This is a genomic window from Gordonia alkaliphila, assembly GCF_039542465.1.
Classification (GTDB): domain Bacteria; phylum Actinomycetota; class Actinomycetes; order Mycobacteriales; family Mycobacteriaceae; genus Gordonia; species Gordonia alkaliphila.
In genome coordinates this window covers 1-15,426 of the sequence record NZ_BAABIE010000020.1, presented here as the reverse complement: position 1 = coordinate 15,426, position 15,426 = coordinate 1, and the positions used below count along the sequence as shown (strand labels likewise).

16 protein-coding genes are annotated in these 15,426 nt (G+C 68.3%); 10 read left to right on the top strand and 6 right to left on the bottom strand.

Going from position 1 to position 15,426, the window contains the following annotated elements; translation table 11 throughout:
- Positions 1–5: 5 nt before the first annotated feature.
- Genes galK through ABD989_RS16520 form a run of 3 tightly spaced genes read right to left on the bottom strand, consistent with a single transcriptional unit; the run spans position 6 to position 3,152 of the window.
- Positions 6–1,187 (bottom strand): galactokinase, encoded by a 1,182-nt coding sequence (galK, locus tag ABD989_RS16530; RefSeq protein WP_345314318.1) that lies wholly within the window; start codon positions 1,185–1,187, stop codon positions 6–8.
- Positions 1,184–2,332 (bottom strand): galactose-1-phosphate uridylyltransferase, encoded by a 1,149-nt coding sequence (gene galT / locus ABD989_RS16525; RefSeq protein ID WP_345314317.1) that lies wholly within the window; start codon positions 2,330–2,332, stop codon positions 1,184–1,186. The genes galK and galT overlap by 4 nt, the downstream gene beginning before the upstream one ends.
- Positions 2,333–2,339: 7 nt before the next feature.
- The gene (locus tag ABD989_RS16520) at positions 2,340–3,152 is read right to left on the bottom strand and encodes a hypothetical protein (protein WP_345314316.1); all 813 of its coding nucleotides are present in this window, start codon (positions 3,150–3,152) and stop codon (positions 2,340–2,342) included.
- Positions 3,153–3,425: 273 nt separating this feature from the next.
- On the opposite strand from ABD989_RS16520, the gene ABD989_RS16515 reads away from it, so the two are divergent.
- From ABD989_RS16515 to ABD989_RS16505, 3 genes are all read left to right on the top strand, one after another.
- Complete coding sequence (locus ABD989_RS16515) at positions 3,426–5,243, top strand: YhgE/Pip family protein (protein WP_345314315.1); 1,818 nt, start codon at positions 3,426–3,428, stop codon at positions 5,241–5,243.
- Between the two features lie 185 nt (positions 5,244–5,428).
- Positions 5,429–6,496, top strand: a complete 1,068-nt coding sequence (locus ABD989_RS16510; protein WP_345314314.1) for an enoyl-CoA hydratase/isomerase family protein — start codon at positions 5,429–5,431, stop codon at positions 6,494–6,496.
- A gap of 40 nt (positions 6,497–6,536) precedes the next feature.
- Positions 6,537–7,319: an enoyl-CoA hydratase gene (locus ABD989_RS16505; protein ID WP_345314313.1), complete on the top strand. Its 783-nt coding sequence runs from the start codon at positions 6,537–6,539 to the stop codon at positions 7,317–7,319.
- 124 nt (positions 7,320–7,443) lie between these two features.
- Here ABD989_RS16505 and ABD989_RS16500 read toward each other — a convergent pair whose 3' ends face one another.
- The gene (locus tag ABD989_RS16500; protein WP_246992954.1) at positions 7,444–8,808 is read right to left on the bottom strand and encodes an MFS transporter; all 1,365 of its coding nucleotides are present in this window, start codon (positions 8,806–8,808) and stop codon (positions 7,444–7,446) included.
- A 154-nt stretch (positions 8,809–8,962) separates the two neighbouring features.
- Between ABD989_RS16500 and ABD989_RS16495 the strand changes: the two genes are divergently transcribed.
- Complete coding sequence (locus ABD989_RS16495) at positions 8,963–9,775, top strand: SDR family NAD(P)-dependent oxidoreductase (RefSeq protein ID WP_246992952.1); 813 nt, start codon at positions 8,963–8,965, stop codon at positions 9,773–9,775.
- Positions 9,776–9,796: 21 nt separating this feature from the next.
- On the opposite strand, the gene ABD989_RS16490 is transcribed toward ABD989_RS16495, so the two are convergent.
- The gene (locus ABD989_RS16490) at positions 9,797–10,180 is read right to left on the bottom strand and encodes a YidH family protein (RefSeq protein WP_246992950.1); all 384 of its coding nucleotides are present in this window, start codon (positions 10,178–10,180) and stop codon (positions 9,797–9,799) included.
- A 116-nt stretch (positions 10,181–10,296) separates the two neighbouring features.
- On the opposite strand from ABD989_RS16490, the gene ABD989_RS16485 reads away from it, so the two are divergent.
- The 3 genes from ABD989_RS16485 to ABD989_RS16475 are packed head-to-tail and all read left to right on the top strand — an operon-like array spanning position 10,297 to position 12,462.
- Complete coding sequence (locus tag ABD989_RS16485) at positions 10,297–11,109, top strand: SDR family NAD(P)-dependent oxidoreductase (RefSeq protein WP_345314312.1); 813 nt, start codon at positions 10,297–10,299, stop codon at positions 11,107–11,109.
- Between the two features lies 1 nt (position 11,110).
- On the top strand, positions 11,111–11,968 hold the full coding sequence (locus ABD989_RS16480) for an LLM class F420-dependent oxidoreductase (protein WP_345314311.1): 858 nt from the start codon (positions 11,111–11,113) through the stop codon (positions 11,966–11,968).
- Complete coding sequence (locus ABD989_RS16475) at positions 11,965–12,462, top strand: nuclear transport factor 2 family protein (protein WP_345314310.1); 498 nt, start codon at positions 11,965–11,967, stop codon at positions 12,460–12,462. The genes ABD989_RS16480 and ABD989_RS16475 overlap by 4 nt, the downstream gene beginning before the upstream one ends.
- A 19-nt stretch (positions 12,463–12,481) precedes the next feature.
- Here the strand turns inward: ABD989_RS16475 and ABD989_RS16470 are convergent, their stop codons facing one another.
- A complete protein-coding gene (locus ABD989_RS16470) occupies positions 12,482–12,946 on the bottom strand; it encodes a MarR family winged helix-turn-helix transcriptional regulator (RefSeq protein ID WP_246992941.1) in 465 nt (154 codons plus the stop codon).
- 114 nt (positions 12,947–13,060) lie between these two features.
- Here ABD989_RS16470 and ABD989_RS16465 point away from each other — a divergent pair, with 114 nt between their 5' ends.
- The 3 genes from ABD989_RS16465 to ABD989_RS16455 all read left to right on the top strand — a co-directional run bounded on the left by ABD989_RS16465 (position 13,061) and on the right by ABD989_RS16455 (position 15,321).
- Positions 13,061–13,447: a DUF5313 family protein gene (locus ABD989_RS16465; protein ID WP_246992939.1), complete on the top strand. Its 387-nt coding sequence runs from the start codon at positions 13,061–13,063 to the stop codon at positions 13,445–13,447.
- An 80-nt stretch (positions 13,448–13,527) separates the two neighbouring features.
- Complete coding sequence (locus ABD989_RS16460) at positions 13,528–14,676, top strand: acyl-CoA dehydrogenase family protein (RefSeq protein ID WP_345314309.1); 1,149 nt, start codon at positions 13,528–13,530, stop codon at positions 14,674–14,676.
- Positions 14,677–14,733: 57 nt separating this feature from the next.
- Positions 14,734–15,321, top strand: a complete 588-nt coding sequence (locus tag ABD989_RS16455) for a hypothetical protein (protein ID WP_345314308.1) — start codon at positions 14,734–14,736, stop codon at positions 15,319–15,321.
- The last annotated feature ends 105 nt before the right edge of the window (positions 15,322–15,426 follow it).

Here is a 15,426-nt window from a genome sequence, read left to right as displayed (position 1 = left end):
GCAGCTCAGCAGTCGCGGCGGGGACCGACCGACGGGGACACCGGGAAGATCGTCGGGGGTCGGAAGCCGGCCGCGGCGAAGCGGGCGCGGACCGAGACGGTGACGGCGGGGGCGTCGTCGCGGGAGACCAGGGCGATCGCGGAGCCGCCGAAGCCGCCGCCGGTCATCCGGGCGCCGAGGGCGCCGGCGGCCCGGGCCGTGTCGACGGCGGTGTCGAGTTCGGGGACGGAGATCTCGAAGTCGTCGCGCATCGATGAGTGCGAAGCCGTCAGCAGCTCGCCGATCGCGCGCGGGCCCTGTTCGGTCAGCGCGGCGACGGTGTCGAGGACGCGCTGATTCTCGGTGACCACGTGCCGGACGCGGCGAAACACGTCTGCGTCCAGCAGTTGCGCTGCGCGCGGGAGATCGTGGACGGTCAGGTCGCGAAGGGAGGCGACGCCCAGCGACCGCGCACCGAGTTCGCAGGCCGCATGTCGTTCGCGGTAGCCGCCTGTCGAGTGCGCATGCTGCACCCGGGTGTCGATCACCAGCACTTCCAGTCCGGCGGCGGCGAAACCGGTCGGCACCGAGCGGTGCTCCAGCGAACGGCAGTCGAGGAAGGTCGCCGCGTCGGCGCGGCCCAGCATCGACGCCATCTGGTCCATGATCCCGGTGGGGGCGCCGACGGCCTCGTTCTCGGCACGACGGCCGGCTTGCGCGAGTGCCACTGCGTCCAGCCCCAGCTCCCACCGGTCGTTGAGGGCGACGGCGACCGCGCCTTCGATCGCGGCCGACGAGGAGAGCCCGGCCCCCACCGGGACGTCCGAGGCGATGGCGATGTCCAGGCCGGGCGTCGCCGATTCGGGGCACCGGGCCCGTAGCGCCCAGGCGACGCCGAGCACATACGCCGACCACTCCGGGACCCTCGGCGTCGAGCCCGGGGGAGTGGGGAACACGGTGTCGAGGTCGTCGACCCCGGCGACGACCAGGTCGTCGGCGAAGGTCGACCGGACCCGGAGCTCGCCGGTGCCGTTGCGCACGACGGCGGCGTAGGTGCGCTGCTCGATGGCGAACGGCAGCACGAAACCGTCGTTGTAGTCGGTGTGCTCGCCGATCAGGTTCACCCGGCCGGGTGCGGACCAGATTCCGTCGGGCTCGCGGCCGGTGAACTCGACCAGCAGCGCGCGGGCCGCGTCGAGCGCCGTCACGACAGCTCGCGCGGATCGGGGACCGACTCGATCGCCGTGCGCAGCCGCTGCGCCGCGACCTCCGGCAGGATCTCCGCGGTCCACGCGCCCATCGCCGCTTCCGAGCCGGCCAGGAACTTCAGCTTGTCGGCGGCCCGTCGCGGACTCGTCAGCTCCAAACGCATGCGCACCACGTCGCGCCCGACGCCGACCGGCGCCTGATGCCAGGCGGCGATGTACGGGGTCGGGGAGTCGTACAGGGCGTCGACGCCGCGCAGTAGCCGCAGATAGAGGGGAGCGAGTTCGTCGCGCTCGGGGTCGTTCAACGCCGTGAAGTCGGGCACGTGGCGGTGCGGCATCAGCTGCACTTCCAACGGCCAACGCGCCGCGAACGCGACGAACGCCGTCCAATGCTCGCCGCGGAGCACCACGCGCTCGCCCGCCTGCTCGGACTCGAGGACCCGCGTCATCAGGTCGTCCCCGTCGGCCGCAATGCTGCGCAGCAGGGTCTGCGTCCGCGGCGTCACGTACGGGTAGGCGTAGATCTGGCCGTGCGGATGCGGCAGCGTCACGCCGATTGCCTCGCCGCGGTTCTCGAACGGAAACACCTGCTCGACGCCCGGTAGTGCGGACAGCGCGGCGGTCCGGTCCGCCCACGCCTCGATCACCGTGCGTGCCCGCGTCACCGACTGCGTTCCGAACGAGCCGGTGTGCTCGGGACTGAAGCACACCACCTCGCACCGGCCCACGCTGGTGCGCGACCGGTCCAGCACTGTCTCGTCGTGCAGCTCGTCGACACCGACCGCGGCCAGCGCGGGACCGAACGCCGGCGACCGATTCTCGAACACCGCGACGTCGTAGTGCGACGGCACCTCGGACGGATTGGTCGGCGACTGCGGCGCGAGGGGGTCGGCGTCGGAGCTCGGCATCAGGACGCGGTTCTGCCGTCCGGTGGCGAAGGTGATCCAGTCGCCGGACAGCACGTCCCGGCGCATGGCGGCCGTGACCGGTCGTTCGACGACGGGGCGCGCGTCGGCACGCCGCTCGGGCCCGAGGCGAGTGCCGGGGTCGTCGTAGTAGATCAGTTCGCGACCGTCGGACAGCCGGGTGCTCCGTTTGACGACACCGGCGCCCAGCGTCGTCGCGGGCAACGGGTCGGGACTCACGGGTTCGCTACGAGGCGAAGACGTAGGTATCGTTGACGAACCCGCTCGCGGCGCCGGAGAACGCAACCCCGGAGGCGGTGCGTGCACCGAGCAGCTTGTGCAGCAGCGTGCCCGGCGCCACCGTCACGGTGCCGACGCCCACGGCGGGCGTGCCGATCCGCAGGTTGGAGTTGGTGGTCACCACGAACTCGCCGCCCGTGTTCTTGGTCCACAGCTGGTAGACGACGCCCGGATTGGGCACCTCGACGCCGTCGGGCAGGAGGTACGGTGTGAGGTCGGCGCGGGCGGACGTCGGGGCGAGCTCGCCGCCCGCCGTGGCCGTCATCACCCGCGGGATCGAGCCGGCCGATCCGCGATCGAGGGTGATCGGTGCCAGTTCCGTCGGGTAGCCGACGGCCGCCTTGGTGTCCGACAGCAGACGGTTCGTGTCCAGCTGGGACAGCATGTAGATGTTCTCGGTCACCAGGTCGGGCAACTGACGGGACTCCGCCTTCCTCGGCGGCACGATCGACAGCGCCGCCTCCGACAGGGCGAAGGCACCGATCTTCTCGCCGTTCACCGTGGCGCTCGCGCACCGCGACGACTCCACCAGCAGCGTCGCCGAGGGTGCGAGCCGGAAGCCCTCGGGCAGCAACGCCTGTGCCCGGACCTGCTGCGCTGGCGATAAGGTGACCGTCACGCCGAGGTTCTCGCAGTTCTTCGAGACGACGGTGGCGACCCGCTCCGCTCGCGGTGCGGCCTGGGCTGTTGCGGCCAGGCCCGTCGTCGCTACGGCCGCGACACAGGCGGCGCCGATCCACTTCGTAGCGCGGTGCAGCACGGGTCCTCCAGAGGTTCTGAGTGTTTTGGGTGTTTCTCCCCAGCGGTGAAGGCTACGCCACTACGGTGGTGGCGGTGGGGGTCCACGTCACACGTAATCACCGCTGAGATGGTAGTTACCGCCAAGTAACGCTATGGTGAGCGTCGTAAGTCCTGAATTTCGGGGCCGCGCCCGCATCGCCGACCCCGGTCGATCGCTGCGACGCGGAACCGATTTTCGTGTCACGTCATCGATCCGGAGCAGCGCATGACCACCGAGCAACCGAAACCAAAGATGCAGCGATCACGGCTATTGCGCCTGATCGTCGCCGTCGTTGTGACCATTCCCCTTGTTATTTCGGCGATCTACATGTGGGCACTGTGGGACCCGACCAAGAAGGTCGACGAGATGCCCATCGCCATCGTCAACAGCGATGTCGGCTACGGCGAGGGCGCCGATCGGGTGGACGCCGGTCAAGGCGTCGCCGAGAACCTCGTCAAGAGCGGCGCGCTCGGCTTCGAGCTGGTCGACGAGCAGAAGGCGTACGAGGGCCTCCGGGCCGGCGACTACTACTTCGTGATCCAGATCCCCAAGGACTTCAGTGAGAGCCTCGCGAATATCGCGACGGTCACCGAAGCTCCGGCGCTGATCTCGGTGACCTTCAACGACTACAACACGTTGAAGGCGTCGTCGATCGGTGGATCGGCGATGGAGAAGATCCAGCAGTCCGTCCTCAAGGGCGTGGCCGCGACGACGGTCGGCACCCTGGTCGACGGTGTGCAGAGCCTGGGCGACGGTCTGCGCACGGCCGCGGACGGCTCCACCCAGCTGGCGGACGGCACCACGACGCTGCGCGAAGGCATCGAGAACGAGCTGGCGCCGGGCGTCGGCCAGGCCACCGAAGGCGCGGGCAAGCTCGCGGCCGGTGCGGGCACCCTGTCCCAGGGTCTGTACACCCTGCAGGCGGGCACCGACACCCTCGGTGACGGCGCCACCCAGATCGCCGACGGCATCGAGCGCCTGACCGGCCAGATCCCGCTGGCCCAGGTGGAGCAGCTGCTGCAGCAGGCCAAGGCGGCACTGCCGAACGCCTCGCAGCTGGACACCGTGACCGAGCTCATCGAGGGCCTGAAGGCCCTCCAGGCGGGTAGCCGCCAGGTGGCCAACGAGCTCACCGACCCGAACGCTCAGTACCGCGGCGGCCTGAACAAGCTCGTCGACGGCGGCGCGCAGCTGTCCAGCGGTGCGAATGAACTCTCCGCCGGCATGGTCAAGCTCGACGCCGGTGTCGCCAAGCTCGCCGACGGCGCACGCCAGCTCGACGAGGGTGCGGGCAAGCTCAGCACCGGCCTGAACGACGGTGCCGAGCAGGCCCCGGACTTCGGCGACCAGGATCGTCGCACCAGCCTCGCCAGCCTGATCTCCACCCCGGTCGGCAAGGAGTACAAGCACGTCGCACAGGCCCAGTTCAACGGCCCGGGCGCGATGGTCGTCATCCTGATCATCATCACCATGCTCATTCCGATCGTGGTGTTCATGAGCTTCCGCGGTCATCGCTTCGTGACCGACGACGAGGCTCCGCGCAGCGTCCGCGACATCGCTCGTCGCGGTCTGGCCGTGGCCGGCATCAGCCTGGTGGCCGTGTGGGTGCTCGCCGCTCTCGTCTGGTTCTTCATGCTGTCGCCGTCGCCTGATCCGGTGAGTCTGTGGCAGGTGTACCTGATCACCGCGGCAGCCACCGTGATGAACGTCGCCCTGATATCGGTGTTGTTCACACTGTTCGGCTACGTGGTGGGCGCGGTGACGTCGCTGGCCTGGATGATGTTGCAGCTGTTCTCCTACGGCGGCATCTGGATGTACCAGACCGTCCCGGCACCGTTCCAATGGCTGTACTGGATCTCGCCGATGACGTTGGTCCAGAAGGGCTACACCGCGAGCTTCAACGGTGTGTCCGGTTTCTGGCCGGCGTTCGTCAGCATCATCGTGATCGGCGTGGTGGCCGCGGGCATCACCCTCGCGATCGTCCAGTGGCAGAACAAGCGCTATCAGTCGCTCAATGCCCCGGGCTCCAGCGGTGACGCGGACACGGAGATCCTGACGCCGACGCCCTAGGTCGCGCAGATCACTGACTCCCGGCGAGGGGTGGGTTCTTCCCGCCCCTCGCCGGGAGTTTCGCATCGGCGCCGAAAGTTCGCCGCGCCTTACCTTGACCCGAGGAGGAGTGCAGGCCACGATAGATACGAGGACGTTAGAGTTTCTCGTCCGGTCATCGTCGCATTCACGTCAAGGAGTTCTGCATGCCCCAGCCCGACCAGGACCAGAAGGTCATCGCTGCGGTGTCGGACGGGATCGGCTCGTTGACGCTGAACCGGCCGTCGTCGATCAACGCGCTCGATCACGACATGGTCGGCTTGATGGTGGAAAGCCTGAACGCATGGGCCGACGACCCGCAGGTTCGGGCCGTGCTGGTCTCCGGCGCCGGTCCGCGCGGGCTGTGCGCAGGCGGCGACATCGTCGCCATCCACCGGGACGCCGCCGCCTTGGCCGGGACCGACGACGCCGCCGCGACCGCGAGCGGCTCGGCCGAGTTCTGGCGCGACGAGTACCGACTGAACGCCGACATCGCCGAATACCCCAAGCCCTACATCGCCCTGATGGACGGCATCGTGATGGGCGGCGGCGTCGGTATCTCGGCGCACGCCAACACCCGCGTGGTCACCGACCGCACCCGCCTGGCGATGCCGGAAGTCGGGATCGGACTCGTGCCCGACGTCGGCGGCACCTGGCTGCTCGCGCACGTACCCGACCAGCTGGGCACCTACGTGGCGCTGACCTCGGCACCGCTCGACGGGGCCGACGCGATAGCGTGCGGCGTCGCCGATCACTACATGCCGGCCGAGCAGCTCGACGCCTTCCGCGCGGCCCTGGCCGCGGGCACCGTCGAGCAGGCTCTGGCCGACTTCGCCGTCACCCCGCCCACCTCCAAGCTGGCCGCCCAGCGCGAGTGGATCGCGGCAGCCTTCGCCGCCGATTCGGTGCGCGAGATCGTCGCCAACTGCCGGGCCGCCGGACACGACGACGTGGCCGACACCATCGAATCCAAGTCGCCCACCGCGCTGTCGGTGACGCTGGCGGCACTGCGGGCTGCGGCCGGCGAGTCGTCGTTGCGCGAAGCGCTGGTGCGCGAATACCGCACGTCGGTGCGCTGCCTGCAGCACCCGGACCTCGCCGAGGGCATCCGCGCCCAGGTGATCGACAAGGACCGCACGCCCACCTGGCGGCCGAGCACCCTCGCCGAGGTCGGCGCCGACACCGTCGCGGGTTTCGCCGCGCCGCTGGCCGCCGACCTCGAACTGACCTACTGAACCCCGGAATCACGAGCCCCGAACGAGCAGGAGAACCCGCATGTCTGAGACCACCTACGCCACGATCCTCGTCGAGCAGCGCGACCGCGTCGGCGTGATCACGCTGAACCGTCCGAAGGCGCTGAACGCCCTGAACACCGAGGTGATGCACGACGTCGTGGCCGCAGCCCAGGCGTTCGACGTCGATCCGTCGGTGGGCGCGATCGTGATCACCGGTTCCGATCGTGCGTTCGCCGCCGGCGCGGACATCAAGGAGATGTCGGAGAAGGGCTACAGCGACATGCTCTCCGAGCAGTTCTTCGTCGGCTGGGATGCGTTGGCGGCGCTGCGCACCCCGACGATCGCCGCGGTCAACGGGTACGCCCTCGGCGGTGGCTGCGAGCTGGCGATGATGTGCGACCTGATGATCGCCGGTGATTCGGCGGTGTTCGGGCAGCCGGAGATCAACCTCGGCGTGATCCCGGGTATCGGCGGCTCGCAGCGGCTCACGCGTGCGATTGGCAAGGCCAAGGCGATGGACATGATGCTGACCGGTCGGCAGATGAAGGCCGACGAGGCCGATCGCCTCGGGCTGGTCTCGCGACTGGTGCCCGCCGACAGGACGCTGGAGGTCGCGTTGGACGTGGCGGCGGAGATCGCGAGCAAGTCGTTCGTGGCGTCGTCGCTGGCGAAGGAAGCGGTGAACCGGTCGTTCGAGTCGGGCCTGCTCGAGGGCATCCGGGTGGAGCGGGGCCTGTTCTACTCGACCTTCGCAACCGACGATCAGACCGAGGGCATGGCGGCGTTCGTGGAGAAGCGCAAGCCGAACTTCACCCACCGCTGATCCGCCAGCGCACGACACCGGGCGCGCCGGAGGAACCAATAGGGTCTCCGGCGCGCCCGCCGTCGTTGCGATGCGGCCGATTCCGCGGGGCGGCGATCGCCAGCGGGACGGCAGGTCGGGGCGCTCATCCCCGGGCGGGAGACCGCCGTTCCCGAACCTGGTTGAGCACGAGCGCGACGAAGACCACGGTCGCGGTCATCGCGCCCACGCCGAGGGCCACGGTGATGCCGTGCTGGCCCGGGTTCGCGGCGAGGATCGACGCCACGATGGCGCTGCCGACCGCGCCGCCGACCGTGCGCAGCACCTGGTTGAAGCTGACCGCGCTGCCCACCTCGAAGATCGCGACGCTGCGGGCGATCAATGTCGGCATCGCGGCATACGCCGCACCCATCCCGAGGCCGAACAGCAGCATGCCGAGCAGTACTTGCCACAGTTCGTCGTTGGTGAGCCAGAGCATGAGGGCGGCGGCCGCCATCAACGAGGCGCCGGCCGGAAGCATGGTCGTCATCGATCCGGGGCCGAGGCGTCGAACGAAGCGATTGCCGGCGAGGCTGCCCACCGACAGCGGCAGCATCACGAAACCGGCCCAGAACAGCGGCAGTTCGAGGCCGTAGCCGGTCGCCTGCTTCGCCTGCGCGATGATCGAGACGATCGACAGGCTCATGTACATCGCGGCGCCGAGGCCGATCGCGGTGAGGTTGGCGAGCAGCACGTCGGGCGACTTGACCACGCGCAGGTTGATCAACGGATCGCTGGAGCGCAGTTCCACCAGCGTCCAGGCGACAAGGCAGAGCACGCCGGCGAGTGCGGCGAGGATCGTCGGCGCCGACGCCCAGCCCCAGTGCGAGCCCTGGCTGATGGCGATCAGCACGCCCGCCATGCCGATGGACAGCAGAGCCGCCCCGGCGGTGTCGAACGGGCGCGAACGCCCCTCCGCGCCGTCGGCGGGCACCCACTTGGCGACGACCACGATCGCGGTCAGCACGAAGACGCTCGCGAACCAGAACGCGACGCGGAAGTCGAGCAGGCTCGCGAGGATGCCGGTCAACGGGTAGCCGAGGCCCAGTCCGGTGGCCACGGTGACCGACAGCGTGGAGATCGCCGGGTCGGCCTTGCCTTCGCCGAGGTGGCGGCGCGCCAACACGATGGTCACCGGCACGATGCCGTACGTGAGGCCCTGCAGTGCGCGGCCCAGCAGGAAGACGCCGAAGTTGGTGGCCGCACCGGCGATGATCGAGCCGATCAGAATGATGGCGAGCGAGTACAGCAGCAGCTTCTTGGTGTTCCGGCCGTCGGACAGGCGGCCCATGATCGGGGTCGCCACGGCGCCGACCAGCAGGTTCAACGTCAGCATCCACTGGGCGGCACTCACGGACACCTGAAAGCCGGCGGCGATCGAGGGCACCAGGAGCATGCCCAGCGAACTCACGATCGACGTCGTGAGTGCCGCGTAGATGAGACTGGGGACGAGCGTCCGCGGCGGGGTCATCAGGTAGCCGCCCCGGACCGGTCGGTGCGCGGGGCGGAGGGGTGAGTCACGTCTTCCGTTGTACCCCCCGGGCGGTCACAGACCGTGCATCGGGCCGGTGTCGGGCACTGTGAGACGCTGACAGCCGAGTTCGATTCAGACGAAAGAGGCGCAGATGCAGATCCAGGACCGAGTGTTCGTGGTGACCGGGGCGGGCAACGGCATCGGTCGGTGCGTGGCCGTCGAGTTGCTGGCGCGGGGCGGCCGCGTCGCCGCTGCGGACCTGAGCGAAGCGGGTCTGGCGAGTCTGGCCGAGGAGACCGCCGCCGGGGACCGACTGTCCACGCACCTGTTGAACGTCGCCGATTCGGAGGCCGTCGCGGCGCTCCCGGCGCAGGTCGTCGAGGCACACGGGCAGGTCGACGGTCTGTTCAACATCGCCGGGATCGCGCAGAACTTCGAGAGCGCCGCGGGCATCCCGGAGGCGCGGATGCAGCAGATCCTGGACGTGAATTTCTACGGCACCGTCGAACTGACGCGCGCGTTCCTGCCGCTGCTGGAGGCCCGTCCCGAGGGGGGCGTCGTGATGGTCACCGCGAGCCTGGCGGCGATGGTGCCGGTCCCGGGTGCCGCGACCTACGGTGCGTCGAAGGCGGCCGTCGCCGCGTTCGGTTACGGGCTCAAGCAGGATCTGCGCAACGCCAAGTCGAAGGTCACCGTCACCACGGTGCTGCCCGGCACCATCTGGACCGACCTGGTCCGGGAGAGCGCGCAGACGCTCGGCACCCCGGAGGTCGTCGCGAAGACTTTCGCCATGCGCGCGGAGAAGGCGGCGCACCGGATGATCGAGACGACGATGAAGGGCCGCGGCCGCGTGGTGATCGGCAAGGACGCGCACGTCTTCGACGTGCTGGGTCGGTTCAGCACCAACCTCGCCGAGCGGGTGTCGTACCTGCAGGTGGCGAGCTTCGTATACAAGGACCGGTAGGACGGTCGACGTCGGCTCGGCCTACGTCCAGAAGGCGAAGCCGATCGCGACGACGACGATCAGGCCGGTCAGCGCCCAGATGGGCCACGGTCCCGGGAGCGGCCCGCCGAGTTTGAGTGCGCGGTCGATCTCGTACCAGCGCAGCGCGCCGACGATCGCGGTCGCGGCGCCGACGATGAGCAATGCGATGCCGAGTCCGGTGCGTGTGCCGCTCTGGCCCATCGGCTCGAGGAGATGGAGCACCGCGACGCCGGCGGCGATCAGGCCCAGCGCGGTCCGCAACCACGCCAGCATGGTGCGTTCGGAGGCGAGGGTGAAACGCGCGTCGACGGCGCCGGGCAGCAGGTCGGGGCCGTCCGGACCACTGTCGTGATCCATCGGGGGTGGCTGATCCGTACCGCTCATCGTCGATCCCCTCGTATATCAGGTGGGCGCTTTTCAGCATGCCATAGGTCCCAAACAAGAACGTGTGTCAGTGTGAAAGTCTCTGAAGTGAGAACCATTTCCGAGAGGACGCTGCTATGTCAGATTTGAGAGAATACGGTCCGTGGGCGGTCATCGCCGGAGGCTCCGAAGGCGTGGGGCGAGCCTTTGCCGAGCAACTCGCTGACGCCGGTGTGAACCTGGTGCTGATCGCGCGCAAGCCCGGTCCGCTGGAAGAGACGGCCGAAGCGGTGCGGGCGCGCGGCGTGGGGGTGCGGACGCTGTCGGCCGACCTCACCGATCGGGCGGCGATCACCGCGATCCAGGAGCTCACCGTCGACCTCGAAGTGGGTCTGTTGATCTACAACGCGGGCGCCAACTCGTACGGCAACGAGTTCATCTCCGGCGACCTGGACGGTTTCCAGCAGGTGATCGATCTGAACATCACCGCGCCACTGGCACTGGTCCGCCACTACGGCGCGGCCATGGCCGAAGCCAAGCGCGGCGGCATCCTGCTGGTCGGCTCGATGAGCGGTTACCTGGGCGGTCCGACGCTGAGCGTGTACTCCGGCGTCAAGGCGTTCGGTCGTGCGTGGGCCGAGTCGCTGTGGCTCGAAATGCGCGAATACCAGGTCGATGTGCTGGAGCTGGTGCTCGGCGTTACCCGCACCCCGGCGATGGCGCGGGCCGGCCTGGACTTCGACGTCCCCGGCATCGACGCCGCCGATCCGGAAGACGTCGCGCGCGAGGGCCTCGCGAACCTGAAGAACGGTCCGATCCACATCGCCGGCGGCAACGAGGCGCGGGTGCACGCGAGTAGCGGGCACAATCGTGCCGAACTGCTGCTGGGCCAGCAGCGCATGATGAAGAAGCTCCTCGCTCGCGTCCCACGCGGTGGAGCGGAGGCCTGACGTGCGAGTGGGGTTGGCGACGCCGATCGTCACCCGGCTGCCCGGGGTGGTCTCCGATTGGGAGGCCACCGCCGGACCGGCCGAGTTGGCGCGCATCGCCCAGGCGGCCGACCGCCTGGGCTTCGCGCATCTCACGTGCAGTGAGCACGTCGCAGTGCCGACCCCCATCGCCGCCGAGCGCGGCGGCACGTACTGGGATCCGTTGTCCACCTTCGGTTTTCTCGCCGGACAGACGCAGCGGATCCGCTTCTTCACCCAGGTGCTGGTGCTCGGTTATCACCACCCGTTGGAGATCGCCAAGCGCTACGGCACGCTCGATCTGGTCAGCGGCGGACGCGTCACTCTCGGCCTGGGTGTCGGTTCCCTGAAGGAGGAGTTCGAGCTCCTCGAGGTGCCTTTCGCTGGGCGCGGTGCGCGCGCCGACGACGCGATCCGTGCCCTTCGTGCGTCCTTCGGGACGGCTGAACCGGAATACTCCGGCGACCACTACAGCTTCGGCGGCATGCAGGTGGATCCGCATCCGAGCGCCGCCGGGATGCCGCTGTGGATCGGCGGGCAGACGCCGCGCTCGCTCCAGCGCGCGGTGGAGCTCGGTGACGGCTGGACGCCGTTCGCACTCGGCCGTCGGCAGGTGCGGGAGATGCTCGACGCGGTGTCGCCGCCGTCGGGCTTCGATGTGGTGCTGGCGACCCCGCCGCTCGACCCGATCGGCGACCCCGACGGTGCGACCCGCGCGTTGAACAACGCCGTCGGCGCCGGTGCCACGGTGATCAACGCCGCGGTGCGCGCGACCTCGGCGGACAACTACGTGGCCGCGCTGGAGTCGCTGGCCCAGCTCGCGGAACTGGAGACGGCATGAGTGACCTCGAAGCCCGGTTGGCTGCTCTCGAAGCTCGACTGCAACTGCTCGAAGACGAACGCGAGATCGCGGCGCTGATCTCGTCGTACGGTCCGCTGGTGGACGACGGCGCCGACGCCGACGTGGCGGCGCTCTGGCTCGACGACGGCGTGTACGAGGTGGACGCCTACCTGATGGACGGGGCCGCGGCGGTCGCCGAGATGGTGCGTTCCGCGCCGCACCAGGGCCTCATCGCCGGCGGCTGTGCGCACTTCCAGGGGCCGTCGCACGTGCAGGTCGACGGTGATTCCGCCGTGGCCGTCGGATACTCGTTGCTCATCGCGCATCGCGCCACCGAGTCGGGCAGTCCGCGCTTCGCCGTCGCCCGTGCCACCGCCAATCATTGGGCGCTCCAACGGGTTTCGGGTACGTGGCGGGTGCAGCGTCGGACCAGCCGTCTGATCGACGGCCAGGCCGCCGCCCACGAGCTGGTGGCCGGGCCGCTCAAAGCCTGAGCTCCGGGCCGATCGCGGCTCAGACCGCAGCGGCCTCGGCGGCCAAGGCGGCCGCGTTGACGCGGGTCAGCACGTCGTGCAGTTCGCCGAGGTCGTCGAGCGAGACACCGAGCGCGGCCACCACCTGGCCGGGGACCTCCAACGCCTGTGTCCGGAGATCGGCACCGGCGTCGGTGAAGACGATGTCGACGCTGCGCTCGTCGTCGTCGCGGCGTCGTCGTTCGATCAGACCGGCTGTTTCGAGGCGCTTGAGCAGCGGCGAGAGCGTCGCCGAGTCGAGCTGCAGTAGTTTGCCGATCTCCTTGACCGGCAGCGGCGCGTGCTCCCAGAGGGCGAGCATCACCAGGTACTGCGGATGGGTGAGGCCGAGCGGTTCGAGGATGCGGCGATAGATCTTGAGCACCGAGCGGTTGGCGACGGCCAGCGCGAAGCACACCTGGCTCTCCAAGAGCAGGGGGTTCTCGTCGAAGGCGGTGCTCTCCATGGCTTCAGTCTAGCCGCTTCGCCGATATAAATCGGGCGGGATTGAATTGCACCCGCCGCGGGTGGCATACTCGATAGCGCACGATCTATCTTCCCCAGCAGAAAGCGCGCCGCGATGAGCAAGCGACCGAATCCGATCCAGTGGATCGGCTACGTGTACGGGGCCAAGCTGCCCGAGAGCCAGACGGACTGGGTGGCGAACGACCTGATGGGTCCGCACGCCTTCCTCCGGCACATGATTCGGTCGCAGGTCTCCTTCGTTCCCGTGTACCTGGTGCTGTTCTTCGCCTTCCCGAGCGGGCCGGTCTGGGTGCGCCTGCTGATGGTGCTGCTGGGCGCCTGCCTGGCGCTGATCTTCTCGGTGTCGTATATGGATCAGAATCGCGTCCGCCGCCTCCAGAAGCACGGTCTGGGCAACACTCCGGAGACGTACCGGCAGCGCGCGGAAGCCGAACACCTCAAGACGCAGTACGAGAAGATCTACGGCGCGCGCAACGGGTGACCTGAGGCCGCCCGCGACCACTTTGTAGTGTCGGAGACATATCGGCGTGCGTCGGGTGCTCCGGGAATCGAGGTCGGTCGGTGGCGTTAAGTGCGGACGAGCTGGAGATGGTCGCGTTGGTGCGCGACTTCGTCGATCAGCGGGTCGTGGGTCGCGTACGCGATTACGAACAGGACGACATCTATCCCGAAGAATTCATCGAGGAGATGAAGACCCTCGGCTTCTTCGGCCTCCTGGTCCCGGCCGAGTACGGCGGCGTCGACGTCAGCACCGCATGTTTCTCGGCGGTCACCGAGGAATTGGCGCGCGGCTGGATGAGCCTGGCCGGCGCGATCGGCGGACACTCGGTGATCAGCTTCCTGGTGAAGACGTTCGGCACGCAGGAACAGAAGGAGCGGCTGCTGCCGCAGATGGCCGACGGCCGGATGCGGGCCACGATGGCGCTCACCGAGCCCAGCGGTGGCAGCGATCTGCAGGCCATGCGCACGTTCGCGACTCCGGTCGAGGGTGGCTACTCGATCACCGGTTCCAAGACGTGGATCTCGAACGCGGCGCACTCGGGCCTGATCGGGCTGCTGTGCATCACTGATCGCTCGGCCGAGTCCGCGCACCGCGGGATGAGCGTGATTCTGGTGGAGCCGGGCGACGGCATGACGATCTCCAAGAAGCTGCCCAAGCTGGGCTATCGCGGCGTGGAGGCCTGTGAGCTGGTCTTTGATGAGATGTTCGTGCCCGCGAGTGCCGTGCTCGGCGGTGAGGCGAATCTCGGCTGGGGCCACATGATGCGCGGACTCGAGATGGGTCGCATCCAGGTGGCTTCGCGCGCGATCGGCGTCGGGCAGGCCGCGCTGGAGGCCGCGGTGAAATATGCGCAGGAGCGCGAGTCCTTCGGTAAGCCGATCTGGAAGCACCAGTCGGTGGGCAATCTGTTGGCCGACATGGCCACCAAGCAGCAGGCCGCGCGCCTGCTGACGCTGGACGCGGCCGACAAGCTCGATCGCGGCGAGCGCGCCGACATGGAGGCTGGCATGGCCAAGCTGTTCGCGTCGGAGACGGCGATGGCCATCGCGCTCGACGCGGTGCGCGTGCACGGCGGCTACGGCTACTCCCGCGAATACGAGGTGGAGCGCTACTTCCGCGACGCGCCGCTGATGATCGTCGGCGAGGGCACCAACGAGATTCAACGCAATGTGATCGCCGCGCAGCTGATCGCGCGCAACGCGATCTGAGGGATGCCCCGGGCTTCGGATCGGGGCGCGCCGCGAAACTGTAGCGCTTGGTGGGCTGTGACCATCAAGCGCTACATTTTCGCGACAGGGGAACGAGAACAAGGGGAATCTATGAGACAGCAGCCGGCGGGTTTTACTGAATCGGAGTATCGGGTGTTTTCCGATCTATTCGTTTTCTGGGGAGAGCGGCATGCTGAGATCGGCGCCACGCCAGCATGGTCAGGAATATGGCCGAGGATTCCCGGCCAGTTTCCGGCTCCGGAAATCTCCGCACGCTGCTCCGGAGGGGACCCGGGGTACATCACACGAAGAGAAGGGCGCGCGGTACGTCGATACTGGATCGAAAGAGGCTCGCTAGACAGTGTCGGCGAATGCGGATACTTCATTGACGCGATGAAGTTCATGGCCGCTACTCTCGCATCTGATTACCGCGACGCTAAGGGGTATGAGCAGCTCTACCTCAAGCTAAAGGGGGTCATGCCTGATGGTGTAGAAGTCTCGATCATGGACGGCAGGGAAGTCTATCGTCTTATGGGGCATGACCCCGATCGGTACATTCCCGTCTATGGAGTTCCAGGAGGTATTTCGCCATACCTTCTTACGCATAGCCTCGATCAAGTTAACCTCGAAATTTCATCGGGGTGACGTCCTGGCCTGTGCGGTTTCGGATGGGGGCTGCGCGGCAGAGTATGCCTGGCGGGTACGACAAGGTGGCCGAGCGTCGGTGCGTCCGGGTTCCACATCACCGGA

What these genes read in the sequence shown, in the direction of transcription:
- ABD989_RS16465 (WP_246992939.1), top strand. Translation starts at nt 13,061, where the DNA reads ATGAGCAAGCGACCGAATCCGATCCAGTGGATCGGCTACGTGTACGGG.
- ABD989_RS16510 (WP_345314314.1), top strand. Translation starts at nt 5,429, where the DNA reads ATGCCCCAGCCCGACCAGGACCAGAAGGTCATCGCTGCGGTGTCGGAC.
- ABD989_RS16500 (WP_246992954.1), bottom strand. Translation starts at nt 8,808, where the DNA reads ATGACCCCGCCGCGGACGCTCGTCCCCAGTCTCATCTACGCGGCACTC.
- ABD989_RS16475 (WP_345314310.1), top strand. Translation starts at nt 11,965, where the DNA reads ATGAGTGACCTCGAAGCCCGGTTGGCTGCTCTCGAAGCTCGACTGCAA.
- ABD989_RS16485 (WP_345314312.1), top strand. Translation starts at nt 10,297, where the DNA reads ATGTCAGATTTGAGAGAATACGGTCCGTGGGCGGTCATCGCCGGAGGC.
- ABD989_RS16490 (WP_246992950.1), bottom strand. Translation starts at nt 10,180, where the DNA reads ATGAGCGGTACGGATCAGCCACCCCCGATGGATCACGACAGTGGTCCG.
- ABD989_RS16515 (WP_345314315.1), top strand. Translation starts at nt 3,426, where the DNA reads ATGCAGCGATCACGGCTATTGCGCCTGATCGTCGCCGTCGTTGTGACC.
- ABD989_RS16505 (WP_345314313.1), top strand. Translation starts at nt 6,537, where the DNA reads ATGTCTGAGACCACCTACGCCACGATCCTCGTCGAGCAGCGCGACCGC.
- ABD989_RS16495 (WP_246992952.1), top strand. Translation starts at nt 8,963, where the DNA reads ATGCAGATCCAGGACCGAGTGTTCGTGGTGACCGGGGCGGGCAACGGC.
- ABD989_RS16470 (WP_246992941.1), bottom strand. Translation starts at nt 12,946, where the DNA reads ATGGAGAGCACCGCCTTCGACGAGAACCCCCTGCTCTTGGAGAGCCAG.